Origin of the sequence: Candidatus Sulfotelmatobacter sp., from assembly GCA_035504415.1 — a bacterium.
GTDB lineage: Bacteria > Vulcanimicrobiota > Vulcanimicrobiia > Vulcanimicrobiales > Vulcanimicrobiaceae > Vulcanimicrobium.
On the sequence record DATJRY010000012.1, the window covers coordinates 233,652 to 251,303 of the forward strand.

13 protein-coding genes are annotated in these 17,652 nt (G+C 70.7%); 8 read left to right on the forward strand and 5 right to left on the reverse strand.

Going from position 1 to position 17,652, the window contains the following annotated elements:
- Positions 1-3 precede the first annotated feature (3 nt).
- On the forward strand, positions 4-2,964 hold the full coding sequence (locus tag VMD91_10845; GenBank protein HTW84557.1) for a SpoIIE family protein phosphatase: 2,961 nt from the start codon (positions 4-6) through the stop codon (positions 2,962-2,964).
- On the opposite strand, the gene VMD91_10850 is transcribed toward VMD91_10845, so the two are convergent.
- From VMD91_10850 to VMD91_10860, 3 genes are read right to left on the reverse strand one after another with little or no spacing between them, the layout of a single operon-like run.
- Complete coding sequence (locus VMD91_10850) at positions 2,961-3,800, reverse strand: 3-hydroxyacyl-CoA dehydrogenase family protein (protein ID HTW84558.1); 840 nt, start codon at positions 3,798-3,800, stop codon at positions 2,961-2,963. The genes VMD91_10845 and VMD91_10850 overlap by 4 nt on opposite strands.
- Positions 3,800-5,158: a hypothetical protein gene (locus VMD91_10855; GenBank protein HTW84559.1), complete on the reverse strand. Its 1,359-nt coding sequence runs from the start codon at positions 5,156-5,158 to the stop codon at positions 3,800-3,802. Before VMD91_10855 ends, VMD91_10850 begins: the two co-directional genes overlap by 1 nt.
- 60 nt (positions 5,159-5,218) lie before the next feature.
- On the reverse strand, positions 5,219-5,893 hold the full coding sequence (locus VMD91_10860; protein HTW84560.1) for a GntR family transcriptional regulator: 675 nt from the start codon (positions 5,891-5,893) through the stop codon (positions 5,219-5,221).
- Between the two features lie 84 nt (positions 5,894-5,977).
- Between VMD91_10860 and VMD91_10865 the strand changes: the two genes are divergently transcribed.
- The 5 genes from VMD91_10865 to VMD91_10885 are packed head-to-tail and all read left to right on the forward strand — an operon-like array spanning position 5,978 to position 12,166.
- Positions 5,978-7,660, forward strand: a complete 1,683-nt coding sequence (locus VMD91_10865; GenBank protein HTW84561.1) for a methylmalonyl-CoA mutase family protein — start codon at positions 5,978-5,980, stop codon at positions 7,658-7,660.
- Positions 7,657-8,580 carry a methylmalonyl Co-A mutase-associated GTPase MeaB gene (gene meaB / locus VMD91_10870; GenBank protein ID HTW84562.1) on the forward strand — a complete coding sequence of 308 codons (924 nt, stop codon included), beginning with the start codon at positions 7,657-7,659 and terminating at the stop codon, positions 8,578-8,580. Before VMD91_10865 ends, meaB begins: the two co-directional genes overlap by 4 nt.
- Positions 8,570-8,998, forward strand: coding sequence for a cobalamin B12-binding domain-containing protein (locus VMD91_10875; GenBank protein ID HTW84563.1), 429 nt, complete (start codon positions 8,570-8,572; stop codon positions 8,996-8,998). Before meaB ends, VMD91_10875 begins: the two co-directional genes overlap by 11 nt.
- A 1-nt stretch (position 8,999) precedes the next feature.
- Positions 9,000-10,715 (forward strand): thiamine pyrophosphate-binding protein, encoded by a 1,716-nt coding sequence (locus VMD91_10880; protein ID HTW84564.1) that lies wholly within the window; start codon positions 9,000-9,002, stop codon positions 10,713-10,715.
- Positions 10,712-12,166 (forward strand): AMP-binding protein, encoded by a 1,455-nt coding sequence (locus tag VMD91_10885; protein HTW84565.1) that lies wholly within the window; start codon positions 10,712-10,714, stop codon positions 12,164-12,166. Before VMD91_10880 ends, VMD91_10885 begins: the two co-directional genes overlap by 4 nt.
- A 36-nt stretch (positions 12,167-12,202) precedes the next feature.
- On the opposite strand, the gene VMD91_10890 is transcribed toward VMD91_10885, so the two are convergent.
- Positions 12,203-14,398, reverse strand: a complete 2,196-nt coding sequence (locus VMD91_10890) for a hypothetical protein (protein ID HTW84566.1) — start codon at positions 14,396-14,398, stop codon at positions 12,203-12,205.
- 56 nt (positions 14,399-14,454) lie between these two features.
- Between VMD91_10890 and VMD91_10895 the strand changes: the two genes are divergently transcribed.
- Entirely contained in the window at positions 14,455-14,787 is a 333-nt protein-coding gene (locus VMD91_10895) for a hypothetical protein (GenBank protein HTW84567.1), read from the forward strand.
- Positions 14,788-15,013: 226 nt separating this feature from the next.
- On the opposite strand, the gene VMD91_10900 is transcribed toward VMD91_10895, so the two are convergent.
- Complete coding sequence (locus tag VMD91_10900; GenBank protein HTW84568.1) at positions 15,014-17,167, reverse strand: hypothetical protein; 2,154 nt, start codon at positions 17,165-17,167, stop codon at positions 15,014-15,016.
- A 61-nt stretch (positions 17,168-17,228) separates the two neighbouring features.
- Here VMD91_10900 and VMD91_10905 point away from each other — a divergent pair, with 61 nt between their 5' ends.
- Complete coding sequence (locus tag VMD91_10905) at positions 17,229-17,624, forward strand: hypothetical protein (protein ID HTW84569.1); 396 nt, start codon at positions 17,229-17,231, stop codon at positions 17,622-17,624.
- Positions 17,625-17,652: the final 28 nt, after the last annotated feature.

Here is a 17,652-nt window from a genome sequence, read left to right on the forward strand (position 1 = left end):
CGCATGCGCTCGCGCGAGGACGATTTCACCACCGACGCGCGGGCGCTGGCCGAGACGCTGCCGGTCATCGTCTGGCACGCCGACGCATCGGGCGCCTACGATTACTTCAGCGCGGACTGGTACGCGTACACGGGGATCAGCGAAGAGGCGTGCGCGGGCAACGGCTGGCTGGCGTGCGTCCACCCCGACGACGCCGATCGCGCCGCCAACGCGTGGCGCATCGCGATCGACGTGCGCTTGCCGCTCGACGCCGAGTTTCGCGTGCGCCGCCGCGACGGCGCCTACCGGTGGTTTCTCTCGCGCGGCCAGCTGCAGAACGACGACGATCCCGCCTCGGCCTGGCTCGGCGCCTGCGTCGACATCGACGATCAGAAACGGATGGAGCTGCAGTTCCGCACCATCGCCGAGGTCGTCCCGCAGATGGTGTTCACCACCTTGGCCGACGGCGCGGTCGAATACGTCAACGCCGTGATGTACGAGTACAGCGGCAAGCCGCCGGCCTCGCTGACGGGCTGGAGCTGGCTCGACGTCATCCACCCCGACGACGTCGAGCACTACGTCGCGACGTGGCGTACCGCGCTCGAGCGCGGTGACCGTTTCGAGGTGCGGGTGCGCATGCTGCGCCGCGACGGTGACTACCGCTGGTTCCTCACCCGCGCCGTCGCCGTGCGCGACCCCTCGACCGGCGTCATCGCGCGCTGGTTCGGAACCGGCACCGACGTCCACGAGCTCAGCGGCGCGGCGGTGCGCAACGCGTTCGTCGCCCGCGCCGAGGACCTGTTCGCCAGCGAGCTCGACTCCGACGCGATCCTGCGCGCGGTGGTCGGCGCGGCGGTGGTCGCGTTCGCCGACTACTGCTTCGTCGACCTCGCCAGCGACGACGGGACGCTCGAACGGGCCGTCGTCGAGCATCGCGATCCGCGCCGGCGCGAGGCGCAGCAGCGTTCGATCGGCGAGCGCATTCCGATGGAACACCTCATCCACCCGGTCGCGACGGCCTGGCGCAGCGGCGAGAGCGTGCTGGTTCCGCGCATCGACGAGAGCTGGTGGAGGCGCGCCGCCGCGAGCGAAGCGCAGCTCAACCGCATGCGCGAGGAGGAAGTCGCCTCGCTGATCTGCGTGGTGCTGGCGGCGCGCGGACGCCGCTTCGGCGTGCTGACCTTCTGCCGCAACCGCGGCGCGGCCAGCTACAGCGAGTCGGACTTGGCGACGGCCGAAGACCTCGCGCGGCGGATCGGGCCCGCGCTCGAGAACGCGCGGCTCTACCAGGAGGCGCGCGCGGCGGCCGAGACGCAACGGCGCATCGCCGAACGCGAGGCGTTCTATGCGCGGCTGGGCGATCAGCTCTCGCGCACGCTGGATCTGCGCACGACGCTCGACACCGCGACCCGGCTGCTCGTCCCCGACTTTGCCGACTGGGCCGTCGTCAACCTGGTCGACGCCGACGACGAGCTGTACTTGGCGTCGACCGCGCATCGCGACGCGGCGCTCGAAGAGCGCGCGCGGCCGCTGCTCGGCTCGCGCTACATCGCCCGCCGCGCGACGACCGGATCGGCGCAGGTGGCGCGCTCGAACCGTCCGCTGCTCTCGGGCAACGTGCCCTCGCGCAACATCGAAGGCATCGCCGAGCCGTACCGCGCCACGGTCCGTCAGTTCGGCGTCACCTCGTCGATCGTCGTCCCGGTCGCGTTCGGCGGAATCGTGCGCGGCACGATCGCGGTCATGTACGACCGCACCTCGGGCCGCGAGTACAGCGACGACGACGTGCCGGTGATGGTCGAGGTCGCACGGCGCATCGCGCCGGCGATCGGCAACGCGGAAGCCTACGAGCGCGAGCGGCGCGTCGCGCGCACGTTCCAAGCCGCCGCGCTGACCACCGAGCTGCCGCGCGTGCCCGGGATGGCGTTCGACGCGCTCTACGAGGCCGGCCGCAGCGAAGCGCTGCTCGGCGGCGACTGGTACGACGCCTTCCGCCTCCCCGACGGGCGGATCGTCGTCTCGGTCGGCGACGTGGCGGGCAGCGGGCTCGACGCGGCGGCGACGATGGCGGCGATCCGGCAGAGCTTGCGCGGCGTGGCGGCGATCGACGCCGATCCGTCGGTCATGCTCGACGCCGCCGATCGCGTGCTGCGCTCGCAGACGCGCGACCGCTTCGTCACGGCGTGGGTCGGCGTGCTCGACCCGCTATGGGAGACGCTGGTCTGCGCGGGCGCCGGACATCCGCCGCCGCTGCGACGGCTGCGCGACGGCAGCGTCGACGCATTGCCCGGCGGCGGCTTGCCGCTGGGCTTGCGCGAGCGCGGTCAGGACGGCTCGCAGCGCATCGCACTGGCGCCCGGGACGACGTTCTTGCTCTACACCGACGGTCTGGTCGAAGCGGGCCGCGATTTGTTGGCCGGCGAGCTGGCGGTGATCGCCGCGCTGGCCGAGGCCGACATAACCGCCGCGCCGGCCAAGTCGATCCACGACGCCGTGCTCGGCAACGCGGGCGCGATCGACGACGTCGCGCTGCTGGTGGTCGCGTACGGCGAGTCGCTGAGCGCGCTCGGGGGCGGCCGCGGCGCGCGCCACTGGCGCTTCGACGCTGCCGACGGCGAGGTCGCCGCGGCGGTGCGCGCGGAGATCGCCGCCGCGCTGGCGGCCCGCGACGTCTCGCCTGCCGACGGCGTGACGGCCGAGCTCATCTTCACCGAACTGGTCGGCAACGCGCAGCGCCATGCGCCCGGGCAGGTCGACGTCGCGCTGGACCTGAGCGGCGAGCAGCCGGTGCTGCACGTGGTCGACGGCGGCGGCGGCTTCCGCCACAACGCGCGGCTGCCGGCCGACGCGCTGGCCGAGAGCGGTCGCGGCCTCTACATCGTCGCCTCGTTCGCGGACGAGTTCGCGGTCAGCCGCGCGCCGAGCGGCGGCGCGCACGTGCGTGCCGTGCTGCGCGGCCGGTTGCGCCAACCCTCCGACGCTTAGCGCGCGGCTTCGATGGCGGCGTAGATGCGGCGGCGCCGCGCGCGCGCGGACTCGCGCGCGCCGTCGCCCCAATAGCGCAGGTCGGCGTCGGCGTCGAGCGCCGCGATCGCCTCGCCGGCGTCGAGGTCGGGGACCACGCTGCGCGCGACCGCGGCGAACGTGCGCAGGCCACCCAGATCGGCGCTCGCGAGCGGTCCGGTGGCGGCCCAGCGCGGGCCCAGCGCCAGCTCGACGGCCGCGTCGACGTCGCGCGCGTCGGCGACGCCGCTGGTGACGAGCGCCGCCGCTTCGCGCAACAGCGCGAACTGCAGCCGGTTGATGAGGAAGCCGGTGGCCGCCAGCCGCAGCCGCAGCACGCGCATCGAGATCTCGCCCAGCCAGCGCTCGACGGTCTGCAGCGCGGTCGCGTCGGCCTGCGTCGGCGCGATCAGCTCGGTCAGCGGCACCAGCGTGACCGGATGGACCATGTGCGCGACGATGACGCGGCCGGGGTTGGCGAGCCCCTCGCCCAGCACGTCCGGCGGGAACGACGAGGTGCCCGACGCGATCGGCACGTGCTCGCCGATCACCGCTTCCAGCTGGCGATAGAGCGCACGCTTTTGCTCGAGGTCTTCTTGGATCGTCTCGGCGACCAGCTCGGTGTCGGCCACCGCGTCCAAACCGACCGCGATGCGCACGCCTTCGCCCTGCATCCCGCTCTCGCGCGAGGCGTCGTCGAGCGCCGTCCGCCCGCGCGCGGCGTCGCGCGCGATCAACGTCGTCTCGCAGCCGTAGGCGGCGCAGCGCAAGGCCAGCTGCGCGCCCATCGTGCCGGCGCCGACGATCGCGACCCGCATCAGACCGCCACCGCCAGGCGCGCGTCTTGCTCGCGGCGCAGCCGCCACAAGAACGAGTCGTCGTCGAAGGTGACGTCGCCCTCGCCGATCGGGTGATCGGCGGGCACGTCGCGCGTCAGCCGTAAGCCGTGCGCGAGGCCCATCGGCACCAGCCGTTCGGCGCGCGCTCGGGTCGCCGGCACGCACGACCCGTAGACCGCGTAACCGCCTTCGCCGTCGATCAGCTCGCCGGCGCGCAGCGCGCGCCGCGTCGCGCACACGACCTCGCCGCGCTGGCCCGCGTACGGTGCGCCGGTCGGCTCGCCGCGCAGCGCGACGGAGGCGATCGAGACCCCGATCTCCAGGCCGATCAGATGATACGGACGCCACATGGCCGCGTAGCGGCCGCCGGGATCGGTCGCGACGCCGTACTCGCCGAAGCACCGGCGCGCGTAGTCGCTCTCGGCGGTGAAGGTGACGTACACGCCCCAGCGCAGGTGGTCGTCGACGAAGCTCTCGTCGTCGCGCACGCACGAGACGACGTCGACCATCCCCGCGCGCGGCAAGATCCCGCCGTCCTCGCGCGGGCGCAGCAGCGTGGGCAGCTCGTACGTCGAGGCCGGCACGAACGAGAGACCGTCGTCGGGGACGTCGAGTCCGGTCGCGTTGGCGACCGCGACCATCTCGATCGCCGACTTCGTCCCGTCGAGGAACGAGTTGAACATCTTGGCGTTGAACCCGCCGTTCGCGATCTGTTCCGCGGTGAAGCCGTAGTAGCCGAACGCGGTGTCCGGCGTCGAGCGGCGGTAGAGCGGGGCGAACTTGGTGCCCTTGCCGGCGGCGACGACCGCGAAGCCGCAGGTGCGCGCCCAGTCGACCAGCTCGCAGATGATCGCCGGCTGGTCGCCGTAGGCCATCGAGTAGATCGCACCGTTCTTGCGCGCCAGCTCGTGCAGCGCCGGGCCGACGACGACGTCGGCTTCGACCGTCACCATCACGACGTGCACGCCGCGCTCGAGCGCGCGATAGGCGTGCAGCGCGCCGGCTTCTTCGTGACCCGTCGCTTCGATCAGCACGTCCAGCTCGCAGGCCGTCGCCGTCTCGCCGCCGGCGACCAGCGCGGTGCGCCCCGAACGCGCCACGTCGTTGGCGGAACCGCTGCTCGTCGCCTCGGCGAACGCGTCGCGCGGCCAACCCGCGGCGACCGCCGCGTCGCGTGCGCGACCGACGTCGAGGTCCGCCAAGACCGCGAGCCGCACGCCGGTCATCGCGCGCAGCTGCGCCAGGATCATAGTGCCGAACTTGCCGGCGCCGACCAGACCGACGCGAATCGGCCGGCCGGCCGCCTCACGTGCGGCCAAGCCTCGAGCGAGGTTCATCGGCCCGAGTTGCGCTCCCGGGCGCGGCCGAACCTGCGCGGCCGCCGCACGGCCGCGCTCCTAGCCGGTCGTGTGGGCGCCGTCGCGCAGATGGGCCAGGATGATGTCGCGGCTGCCGACCAGGTGGCGCTCCAGGCGCGCTGCGGCCGCGTCGCCGTTGCCGTGCGCGACGGCGTGCGCGATCGCCTCGTGGTCGTCCCAGACGGCGGTCGGATAGGTGGCCAACTTCAGGTAGGCGTGCATGACGCGCATGATCTGCGACCACTGGCTGCCCAGGATGCCGATCAGATGCGGGTTGTGCGACGCGGCGGCGAGGTCGGCGTGGAAGTCGCGGTCGAGGTGGAACAGCGTCGCCAGCGCGCCGTCGGCGTGCGCGGCGGCCGCCGCGTCGGCTCGCTCGCGGGTCGCCTCGCGCAGGTCGGCCAGGCGCTCCGCGCCGCGCCGCGCGGCGAGCGTCTCGAGCGCCAGCCGCACGTCGTAGAGGTCGACCACGTCCTTGGGCGAGAGCGGCCGCACGATCGTCCCGCGATGCGGGCTGATGATGACCAGCCCCTCGCCTTCGAGCGCGCGCAGCGCTTCGCGCAGGGGAATACGGCTGATCCCGAAGCGCTCGGCCAGCTCCTCCTGAACCAGCCGCTCCCCCGGCTGGTAGCGCCCGGTCAGAATCGCCTCGCGCAAGGCGTCGACGACGCCTTCGAAGCGGGTCTCCGGCCCCCGAGGGGACGATACGGCCATGGGTTCTGTATACGACCTTCGCGCAGGGATTGCCCTTGGCACCCGCCTATTGTATACAATCGGTACGCAACGGAGGACCGCCCCATGCAGACGCCCGTGAAGCCGATCACCGTCGACGAGCACCGCGAAGAGTGGGAGCAGCTGACGCTGCTGCCGTTCATCGAGCGGCGACCGGAATCGCGCGAGGTGTTCCGCACCCTGGGCGGGGTGCCGCTCGAGCGCGTCTATACACCGGCCAACCTCGCCGAGCACGACTATCTGCGCGACACCGGCTTCCCCGGCGCCTTCCCGTATACGCGCGGCCCGTACCCCACGATGTACCGCGCGCAGCCGTGGACGATGCGCCAGATCGCGGGCTACGGAACGGCCGACGACACCAACGCGCGCTTCCGGTACCTGATCGCGCAAGGCCAGACCGGCATCTCGGTCGACTTCGACATGCCCACGCTGATGGGCTACGACTCCGACGACGCGCGCAGCGAAGGCGAGGTCGGCCGCGAGGGCGTCGCGATCGACAGCGTCGACGACATGCACGACCTCTTCGCGGGGATCGACCTCGAGCAGATCTCGGTCTCGATGACGATCAACCCGTCGGCCTGGATCCTGTTCGCGATGTACTTGGTCGTCGCCGACGAGCGCGGCTTCGATCGCAAGAAGCTCTCGGGGACGATCCAGAACGACATCATCAAAGAGTACGTCTCGCAGAAGGAGTGGGTCTACCCGCCACGGCCGGCGATGCGGATCGTGCGCGACACGATCACCTACTCGACGGCGGGGCTGCCGCGCTACAACCCGGTCAACGTCAGCGGCTACCACACGCGCGAGGCCGGCAGCACGGCCATCCAAGAGGTCGCGTTCACGCTGGCCGCCGGGATGGCGTACGTCGACGAGGTCGTCAAAGCCGGCGTCGACGTCGACGACTTCGCGCCGCGGCTCTCGTTCTTCTTCGTTTCGCAGATCGACTTCTTGGAAGAGGTCGCCAAGTTCCGCGCCGCGCGCCGCATCTGGGCGCGCGTGATGAAGGAACGCTTCGGCGCCCGGAAGCCCGAGTCGATGCGGCTGCGCTTCCACACCCAGACGGCCGGCGTCTCGTGCACCGCGCGCGAGCCGCTCAACAACATCGCCCGTACGGCGATCGAAGGGCTGGCGGCGGTCCTGGGCGGCACGCAGTCGCTGCACACCAACGGCTACGACGAGGCGCTCTCGATTCCCAGCGAGGCGGCGATGAAGATCGCGCTGCGCACGCAGCAGATCATCGCCGAGGAGACCGGCGTGGTCGGCACGATCGACCCGCTGGCCGGCTCGTACGCGATCGAGGCGCTGACGGACGAGATCGAGCGCGGCGTCTTCGCCTACTTCGACGAGGTCGACAAGCGCGGCGGCGTGGTCGCCTGCATCGAGGACAACTTCTTCCAGCTCGAGCTGGCGGAAGCGGCCTACGACCTGCACCTGCGCAAGGATCGCGGCGAGCGGCAGATCGTCGGCGTGACCAAGTACCGCGACGACTCGGCCAACCCGGCCGTCGAGCTGCACACGATCGACGAGGCGGCCGCGCAGCGGCAGCTGGACCGGCTGCGCCGTACGCACGAGACGCGCGACGATGCGGCCGTCGCGGCCGCGCTGGCGGAACTGGTGCGGGTCGCCAAGACCGACGAGAACCTGATGCCGCCGACGATCGCGGCCGTCAAGGCGCGCGCCACCGAGGGCGAGATCATCAACGCGCTGCGGCCCATCTTCGGCAGCTACGTCGAGAAGCCGGTCTTTTGATCGGTCATCGCGTCCAGCGCGACCTGGCGCGCGCGATCTCCGCGGTCGAGAACGGCATCCTGCCGTTCGCGGTCGCGCTCGAGCGCGTGCGCGCGGCGGCCGGCAGCAACGGGACGCCGCATCATGCCGACGTCATCGGCGTGACCGGGCCGCCCGGCGCCGGCAAGTCGACGCTGGTCGACCGGCTGATCGAGGGCTTGCGCGCGCAGGGCCAGACCGTGGCCGTGATCGCGGTCGATCCGTCATCGCCGTTCACCCGCGGCGCCGTGCTCGGCGATCGCGTGCGCATGCAGCGCCACTCGGGCGACGCCGGCGTCTACATCCGCAGCATGGCCTCGCGCCAGGCTGGCGGCGGCCTCGCGCCCGCGACGCGCGACGCGGTGCGCTTGGCCGAAGCGGCCGGCTTCGACGTGGTGCTGGTCGAGACGGTCGGCGTCGGCCAAGTCGAGCTGGAGATCGTCGCGGTCGCCGACGTCATCGTCGTCGTCACGGTCCCCGCGCTGGGCGACTCGGTGCAGACGATCAAAGCCGGGCTGACCGAGATCGCCGACATCTTCGTGGTCAACATGGCCGACCGGCCCGGCGCGAACGCGACCGCGGTCGATTTGCGCCACATGGTCCGCGAGAGCGCGCGCGACATTCCGGTGCTGCAGACGATCGCGCCGGACGCGACCGGCGTCCCCGAGCTGCTCGCCGCGATCGACGTCAAGCGCCGCGCCGGCGAGTCGAACGCGGTGCGCGCGGTGCGCTTCGAGATCGTGCAGCGCGTGCGCGACCGCGCCGTCGCCGGCGCGCTGGCGGCCCTGGACTCACCCGACGGCGCCGCCGTGCTGGCACGGCTGCGCGAGCACGACATCAACCGGAGCGACGCGATCGACGCGTTGCTCGCGATCCTGGGAGGACCCGTGCATGCCCATTAAGGTGCTCGTCGCCAAGCCCGGCCTGGACGGCCACGACCGCGGCGCGAAGATCGTCGCACGCGCGTTGCGCGACGCTGGCATGGAGGTCGTCTACACAGGCTTGCACCAGACGCCGGAGATGATCGTGAACGCCGCGGTGCAGGAGGACGTCGACGTCATCGGCGTGAGCATCCTCTCGGGCGCGCACATGACGATCTTCCCGCGCATCATGGACCTGCTGCGCGAGCGCGAGGTCGACGACATCGTGGTCGTCGGCGGGGGCGTCATCCAAGAAGAAGACGTGCCTAAGCTGCACGACGCTGGCGTGCGCGCGGTCTTCACCGCCGAAGCCTCGACCCAAGAGCTGATCGACGGGATCGAGCGCGTCGTGGCGGAGTTCGGCCGCGACCGCGCGCGGCGCGAAGCCGCCGCGCGCTGAGATGGAGGCCGCCGAGCACCTCGCGCACGCGTTGCGCGCGCGCGGCGTGACCCGCGTCTTCGGTCTCGAAGGCGGGCACATCCAGCCGCTGTGGGATCACCTCGCGCGGCTAGGCATCGCGATCGTCGACGTGCGCGACGAGCGCGCCGCCGTGCACATGGCCCACGCGCACGCCGATCTGCTCGGCACGGTCGGCGTCGCCTGCGTCACCGCCGGTCCCGGCGTCACCAACACCGTCACCGCCGTCGCCAACGCCAACGTCGCCGGCGTCCCGGTCGTCGTGATCGGCGGCGCCGCCCCCACGGCGCAAGACCACATGGGCCCGCTGCAAGGCATCCCGCAAGTGCCGATGATGACGCCGATCACCCGCTTCGCGCGGACCGTGCGCGCCGCCGAGCACGCCGTGCGCGAGCTGGACCTGGCTTTCGGCGCGGCGCTGGGCGACCGCGGCGAGCGCGGCGCGGCCTACATCGAGTTCCCGACCGACGTGCTGCGCGCCGACGTGCCGGCGCCGTTGGTGCTCGACGAGTTCCGCGTCATGCGCATGCCGCGCCGCGTCGCGCCGGACGCGGCCGCGGTCGTGGAGGCCGTCGAACGCTTGTGGACGGCGCGCCGTCCGGTCGTCGTGACCGGTCGCGGCGCGCGCGGCGCGGGCCCCGAGGTGCGCAAGCTGCTCGACGTGCTCGGCGCGCTCTATCTGGACACGCAGGACAGCCGCGGCCTGGTCCCCGACGAGCATCCCGCGGTGGTCGGCGCACTGCGCGGCGCGGTGATGGGTGAGGCCGACGTGGTGCTCACGGTGGGGCGCAAGCTCGACTATCAGCTCGGCTACGGTTCGCCCGCCGTCTTCCCGCACGCCACCTTCGTACGCGTCGCCGACGACGTGTCCGAGATCGCCGACAATCGCCGTGGCGAGCCCGAGGTGTTCGCGACGCCGGCTCTCGCGCTCAGCGCGATCGTCGCCGCCGCCGCGGGCCGTACGCCGGCCGTCGATCGCGAGTGGGCCGCGCAGATGCGGGTCAAGCACGAAGAGCGCGCGCGTGCCTACGACGCCAAGCTGGCCTCGGCACCGGCCGGTGCCGACGGGCGCATGCACCCCAACCGTATCTTCGCCGCCATCCGCGCCGTCGTCGACGACGACGCGATCGCGATCGCCGACGGCGGCGACATCCTCAGCTTCGCGCGGCTCGGCCTCACCCAGCGCACCTATCTCGACTCGGGGACGTTCGGGTGTCTGGGCGTCGGCGTCCCGTTCGCGATCGCCGCCGCGCTGGCGTCGCCGGATCGAACGGTCGTCTCGGTCAACGGTGACGGCGCCTTCGGGTTCAACGCGATCGAGCTCGACACCGCGGTGCGGCACAACGCGCGCGCGGTGTTCATCGTCGCCAACAACGCGGCCTGGAACATCGAGCGCTACGACCAGGAGCTCAACTACGGCGGCCGCATCGTCGGCACCGAGCTGCGCGACTCCGACTACGCCGGCCTCGCGCGCGCGCTGGGCGCGCACGGCGAGACGGTGACCGACCCTGCCGAGCTGGAAGGTGCGCTGCGGCGCGCGATCGCCAACGCGCCGGCCCTGCTCGACGTCAAGGTGACCCGCGACGCCGTCTCGTCCGACGGCGGCAAGGGCCTGGGCTACGTGCCGACCTATCAGCCGCTCTCGGCCTGGGACGAGGCCGAGCGCCGCCGCCGCGAACCGGAGCACTCGCTGTCATGAACCTCACTCGTGATCCGGTCGCGGCGATGGAGTCGTGGTCGTGGCCGCCACGCTACGACGAGGCGTACCTCCCGCCCGGCGACCAGCGGTACTGGCATCCGCATCGCGAGACGATGCCGCCCGCGGAACGCGACGCCGCGATCGCGGTGCGGCTGCGCGAGGTGATGCGGCATGCGCAAGCGACCTCGCCGTTCTACCGCAAGAAATGGGCGGACGCCGGCATCGACGTCGAGGCGATTCGCACGCTGGAGGACTTCGAGCGCGTTCCGGTCGTCACCAAAGCCGAGCTGCGCGCCGCGCAGATCGCGCACCCGCCCTACGGCGATTACCTGTGCGTGCCGGAGTCGGAGATCCACCACATCCACGGCACGTCCGGGACGACCGGCAAGCCGACGGCGTTCGCGATCGGCCGCGACGATTGGGCGACGATCGGCAACAACCACGCGCGCATCCTGTGGGGGATGGGCTTCCGGCCCGGCGACACGATCTTCTTCGGCGCCATCTTCTCGCTGTATCTCGGCTCGTGGGGCGGGATGCTCGGCGCGGAGCGAATGCGCGCGCGCAGCTTTCCGTTCGGCGCCGGCGCGCAAGGGATGACCGCGCGCGCGGCCCAGTGGCTGGCGATGGTGAAGCCGGCCGGCTTCTACGGCACCCCTTCGTACGCGCTACGCTTGGCGGAAGTCGCGCGCGAGGAGGGCTACGATCCGCGCGAGTTCGGCTTGCGCACGATGTTCTTCTCCGGCGAGCCGGGCGCGTCGATCCCGTCGGTGCGCGATCGCATCGAGGACGAGTTCGGCGCGCGCGTGATCGACTCGGGGACGATGGCCGAGATGACGCCGTGGGCGACGGCTGCCGGCACCGCGCAGACGCACGAGGGGATGCTGCTGTGGCAGGACATCGTCTATCACGAGGTGTGCGACCCGGCGACGTACCGCCGCGTGCCGTACGGCCAACAGGGCACGCCGGTCTACACCCACCTCGAGCGCACCTCGCAGCCGATGATCCGGCTGCTCTCGGGCGATCTCACCCACTGGGTGATGGAAGACAACCCCTGCGGCCGCACCTATCCGCGGCTGCCCAAGGGCGTCTACGGCCGCATCGACGACATGTTCGTCATCCGCGGCGAGAACGTCTATCCCTCGGAGATCGACAACGTCTGCAACGCGACGCCGGGCTACGGCGGCGAGCACCGCATCCACATCACCCGCGAGCGCACGATGGACGAGCTGCTCGTTCGCGCCGAGTACACCGCCGACGTCGCCGCGCGCGGCGAGCAGCGTGCTTTTGGCGAACGGCTCGCCGAGCAGCTGCGCAAGGTGCTGGGCGTGAGCGCGAAGGTCGAGCCCGTGCCGCCGGCGACCTACGAGCGAACCGACTTCAAGGCGCGCCGCGTCGTCGACGACCGCGACCTCTACGGCAAGGTCTACGAAAAGACGAAGGCCGGCGCCTGAGCGCCGGCCTTCGCCGGTTCTACCGGTCTGCCACGCTCAGCAGCAGTCTTCGCTGAGCGAGTAGTACCCGCCGACGTAGAACTGGTAGATGTTGAACGTGCCGGTGGTCGCGGGGTTTCCGGCGTTCCCCACGTCATCCGCCGGGAGCGTGTAGTTCAACACCCACGAGGCGACGTCGAAGGGAGCCGCGATCGAGGTCGACGCGCTCCATCCGTCGGGCACGAGGTTCTCCGTGTACGTCTGACCGTTGGTTCCGGTGAACGTGACGGTGACGATCGCGTCTTGCGGCAGTTGGGAGGTGAAGTAGAACGTCGCGCGAGCCGGGACGTAAGCCGTGATCGGGAACGGGGCGGCCGCCGTCGCGGTCGACGAGACAGTCCCGGTCAGCGAGCCCGACACGGCCGACGTGTTGTTCGCCGGGATGTTGTAGGTCACGGTGTAGTCGCCGCCGCAGCACGGGCTCGGATCCTGGACGATCGACTGCGTCGCGCCGGTTGCGCCGGGTTGCCAGTCATAGACGCCGATCGCATTGCCGGGATCGTCGAAGGCGCCGCCGACGTTGATCGACGTCGTGGTCGGTGTCGACGCCGGCGCGCAATTCGAGGGGGAGCAAACGTCGATCTGCGAGACCGGGATCGCGAAGGCGTTCCAACTGTCGAACGTCATCGTGATGACGTCGCTGGTCGGATCGCTGGGCGGCGAGAGATAGACCTGCTGCTCGCTGAACGTACCGTCGTTGATCACGCCCGATGTGACGCAGTCTTCGACGCAATCGATCTCGTACTCGGGAACGGCGCCGGCGGCGTTCGCGCCGGGCAGCGGGGAGAAGCCGAAGTACCCGTAGTTTTCGTACCGGCCCGGTGCCTGGCCGAAGTCCGCCGCTTGCGCGTCGACGATCGAGACGTTGGCGGCGGTGCTGGCCAGGGTCAGCGCTTGCGTGCTCGCGCCCGGAGCTTCACCGCTGATCGAGATCGTCGCGCCCTCGTAGTCAGGCGTGGTCGGGGGCGATTGCGGGCGGCGGACGCCCTGCCCATGGCGCGTGGTGGCTGCGGCGCTTGCGCGGCGGCTGAACGCGGCTTTGCGCATGATGCTGGTATTGTAGTTGCCGCCGGCAACGCCGTTGTGCGCGCCGATGATGATGTGACCGCCGTAGACGTTGCGCAACGTCACGGTTCCGCTGGCCGCATCGAAGATCCCGGCGGTCACAATCGTCGGTTGCGCGTCGCCGTAGCCGGCGCTGGGGCCGCTGAACGGCAACTGGCCGGTCTGCAAGCCGCAACTGAACTCGGTACAGCCGGTGGTCTCCGGCGCGCCGATGATCGACGTGGTGCTGTAGGCGCCAAGGCCGCCGCTGTTGAGTCCGGGGCTGCCGGTGAAGGTGACGTCGAGGCCGTACAGGACGGCGAACGACAACGCGTTGTACGCCAGGTCGTTCTCGTCTTTTTGGGTCGAGTCGTAGGTGATCGAGAACTCTTGCGCTCCGGACGCGCTGACGGTGACGTCGCGCTCGTAGGCCGTCGCCAGGTTCTCGGTCAGCGTCAGGAGGGCCGTCGGGTCGTAGAGCTGCGTCTGGCTGTCGACGGCGACGTTCTGCGCGGCGATCTTGGTGGCCAAGTCGCTCGCGAGCGTCGTGTCGTTCTCGATATCGTAGGTCGAGAGCGCGCCGATCGAGAGCAGCGACGCCGCCACCTCGACGACCTGGGTGCTGGCCGTGCTCAGGTTGGTCGTCGCGCTCCCGCTGCCGACGTTGACGAAGGTCGCCAGCGATCCGATCGCCGACTTCGAGCCGTCGTTGGCGATCGCGTAGAACTCGAACACGACCCAGTCGTTGTTGGCCGGAACGACGTTCGAGAACGTCTCCGAGACCGCGACCGTACCGTTGGACTGCAGCGGAACGGTCTGGGTGTTGGTGACCGGGATGGCGCTGGCCGAACCCTGGTAGAGCGTCCCGTTGATCTGGACGCTGACGATCTGCGTGCCCGAGGCCTTCAAGCGCCGCACGCTGGTGCGCTGCTTGGCCGTGGCGTTCTTGTTGTAGAGCGCCGGCAAATTCGCGGTGTTGATCGTCGCGTTGGCCGTGACGGTCGAGCGACCGTTGCTGGTGGGGATCGGAATGCCGCTGCCGGGACTTCCGGGCGAACCGCCGCCGGACGAGGGGATGGCGTGGCCTCCACCACCGCCGCAACCGGCGAGCATGGCGGCCAAGGCTGCCGCGCTGAGGATGCGTTTCACTGCGATACTCCTAGAGTGAGGGGTGGGAAGGGACAGCCGCCGAGGTCGCGCTCGGCGTGGGGATCGGGATCGGCGAGCTGCCGATCGGGACCCCGGTGCCGGTCGGCGTCGGGACGGGGACGGGCGAGCTGCTGATGACGACCTGCGGCGCCGGGGTCGGCGTCGGGGTGGGTGTCGGGGTCGGGGTCGGCGTGGGGGACGGCGTGGGGGTCGGCGTCGCGGACGCGCTGGCGGTCGCCGTCGGCGTCGCGCTCGGCGAGACGCGGGGGGTTGCCGTCGGCGTGGGGGTCGGCGCCGGACGGTTCTGCGGCGGGGGCGTCCCGTTGCCGCACGCCGCTATGCAGGCGGCGACGAGCACGCCTAGTCCGAGACGTACAGTGGTGCCGTGAAGGACGGAACGCACGTGCGGAAGGGCCTTTCTCACAAAAGGGATGACGCGCGAGCCGGAGACCGGCGCGCACGCGTCCCCTACCATCCGCCCGGATGAGCCCGCCTTCCTTGTATTGCGCACTGCCGAGCGGACAATTCTATCCGTCTCGTGAGGAAGGAGGGAAACGGGAAAGGCCGGCGCTCGCGCGCCGGCCTCCCTCCTGCTCTTTGCTGCTTGCTCGAGCGTCAGCAGCAATCTCCTGAAAAGTACTGGGTGAAGTAGTCTCCGGCGCTCATGCCTTCGATGTAGAACGTCCCGGTGGTCGCCGGGTTTCCGCCGTTCTGGACGTCCGCCGCCGGAATGGTGTACGTGAGCGAAAAGCTCTTGACGACGATCGGCTGCGCGATGCTGCTGAACGCGAACGTGGTTTGCTCGTCGTTGGTGTTCGTCGCCGAGTACGTGTTGCCGTTCGAGTCGGTGAGCTGCAGCGTCATCGTCATGTTGCTGGGAATGCTGGCCATGTCCAGATAGACGTACGCGCGCGCAGGCACCCACGGCTGCAGGTTCTCGGTGTCGCTGCCGGTGACCGCGCCGGTGGTCGAGCCCGTGTTCCCGGCCGGGATCGCATACGTGACGCCGTACGCCGCCTGGGTGCCGCACCACGGGCAAGGACTGGTGGTTGCGGCCGCCACCGACTGCGTTCCGGTACCGGCTGCCCAACCGTATACGGCGATGTTCGTGCCCGGGTCGTCGAACGCGGCTTGCACCGAGATGGGCGACGTGCCGGTCAGCGGCGAGCAGTTGGTCTCCGAGCAGATGCTGATGTTCGCAGGCGTCAGCCCGAACGCGTTCCAACCGTCCACCAGCATCGTTTCGGCGTTGTTGGCGCCCGGCGGCGAGAGTGACGTGTCGGTGCCGCCGTCGTAGTCGACCAACCCTTGCGTATCGCAGGTGTTGCCGATGCAATCGATGACGTAGATCGGAACGTTGCCCGCGGCGTTCGCGAGCGCCGTCGGCTGGAAGTAGTAGTAGCCGGTGTTGCCCCCGCCGAACGCGGCGGCCTGTGCGTCGATGACCTGCGGGTAGGTGGTGCTCGCGCCGACCAGCGTGTTCTGCAGCGTGAGCGTCTGCGCGATCGGGCCCGGCGCCTCGCCGGCGATCGCCTGCGTCGCGCCGTAGGCCTGCGTGGTCACGTCGGTCGTGTGACGCGCCGCGGCGGCGGTGCGCCCGACGGACGCGGAGCCGCGGCGCACCTTGGCGCTCGCGCTGCTGTCGTTGCCGTCGAGTCCGTTGTGCGCGCCGATGACGAGGTGCCCGCCGTAGACGTTCTTGATCGTCACCGTGCCGCTCGCCTCGATCATCGTAGCCTGCACGTAGGACGGCTGCGCGTCGGAGTACCCCGAGCTGGGGCTGTGCAGCGGCACCGAACCGGCGCTGGTGGTGCAGGGGTTGTCGTCGTAGTTCTGGCTGCAGTTCACGTTGAGCGGCGCGCCGATGACGCTCAGCGAGCTGCCCTGTACGCCCGACAGCGCCGGATTGCTGCCGCTGCCCGTGAGCAGGTTCGGCAGCCCCAGCGCCGACGCGGCCGTGAAAGCGTTGTAGGCGAGATCGTTCTCGTCGGGCTGGCTCGAGTCGTACACGACCGAGAACTCCGTCGCGTTGGCGGCGGTGATGGTGAGGTCGCGCTCGTACGCGGTCACGAGCGAGGTGAGCAGCGTGACGAGCGTGTTGTTGTCGTAGACGCCGGTCTGGCTGTTCACCGTCGCGCCCTGCGCGGCGATCTTGGCGGCCAGGTCGCTCGCGAGCGTCGTGTCGTTCTCGATGTCATAGGTCGAGAGTGCACCGAGCTGGAGCAGTCCGGCCGCGACCTGCAGCGTTTGCGTGCTGGCGGCGCTCAGGTTGGTGTCGGTCGTTCCGGAGCCGACGTTGACGAACGTGCCCAGCGAGCCGATCGCGTTCTTCGAGCCGTCGCCGGCGACGGTGTAGAACGCGAAGACGACCCAGTCGTTGTTGGCCGGGACGACGTTCGAGAACGTCTCCGAAACCGTGATCGTCCCGTCACTGGCCAGCGGAACGTTCTGGGTGTTGGTGACCGGGACGGCGCTGGCCGAGCCCTGGTAGAGCGTGCCGTCGACTTCGACGCTCGCGATCTGCGAGCTGGCGGCCTTCACCTTCGCGATGGTCGTGCGCTTCGACGCGGCGACCTTGCGATCGTACACGTGTGGCAGCGTCGCCGCCGCGATCTTCGCCGAAGCGACGACCGTGGCATGGCCTTTCGAGTTCGGGACCGAGACGTTGTTGCCCGAGCCGGTGCTCGACGGGACCAGGGCGTGACCCCCGCCGCCGCCGCAACCGGCGAGCATGGCGGCCAAGACGGCCGCGCTGAGGAAGCGTTTCACCGAGAGATACTCCTACGGATGTGGCTGGGTGGGGAGTGCGGAGACGGACGTCGCCGTTGGCGTGGGAACCGGAATCGGCGAGCTGCCGATGGGAGCTGACGTCGTCGACGCGGTCGGCACTGGGATCGGAGCGCCGCTGGTGACCACCTGCGGCGTCGGCGTCGGGCTCGGCGTCGGCGTCGGCGTCGCGGTTGGTGTGGCGGTGGCGGTCGGCGTCGCGGTCGGCGTCGACGAGGGCGCGCCACTCGGGCTCGTCGTCGGCGTCGCCGTCGGCGTCGGAGCGGGCCGAGATTGCGGGGGCGTGGTGCCGCCGCCGCATCCGGCGACGAACGCGGCGACGAGCACGCCGATACCGACGCGTGCTAAAGCGCCGCGGGGTACAAAACGCACGTGCGGAGAGGACCTTTCTGGGTCGAACGCACCGAAGTGCAATGAAAGAAGTAGCGCGTGCCACTAAGAGGCTCACGCATCTACCTGTTACGCTG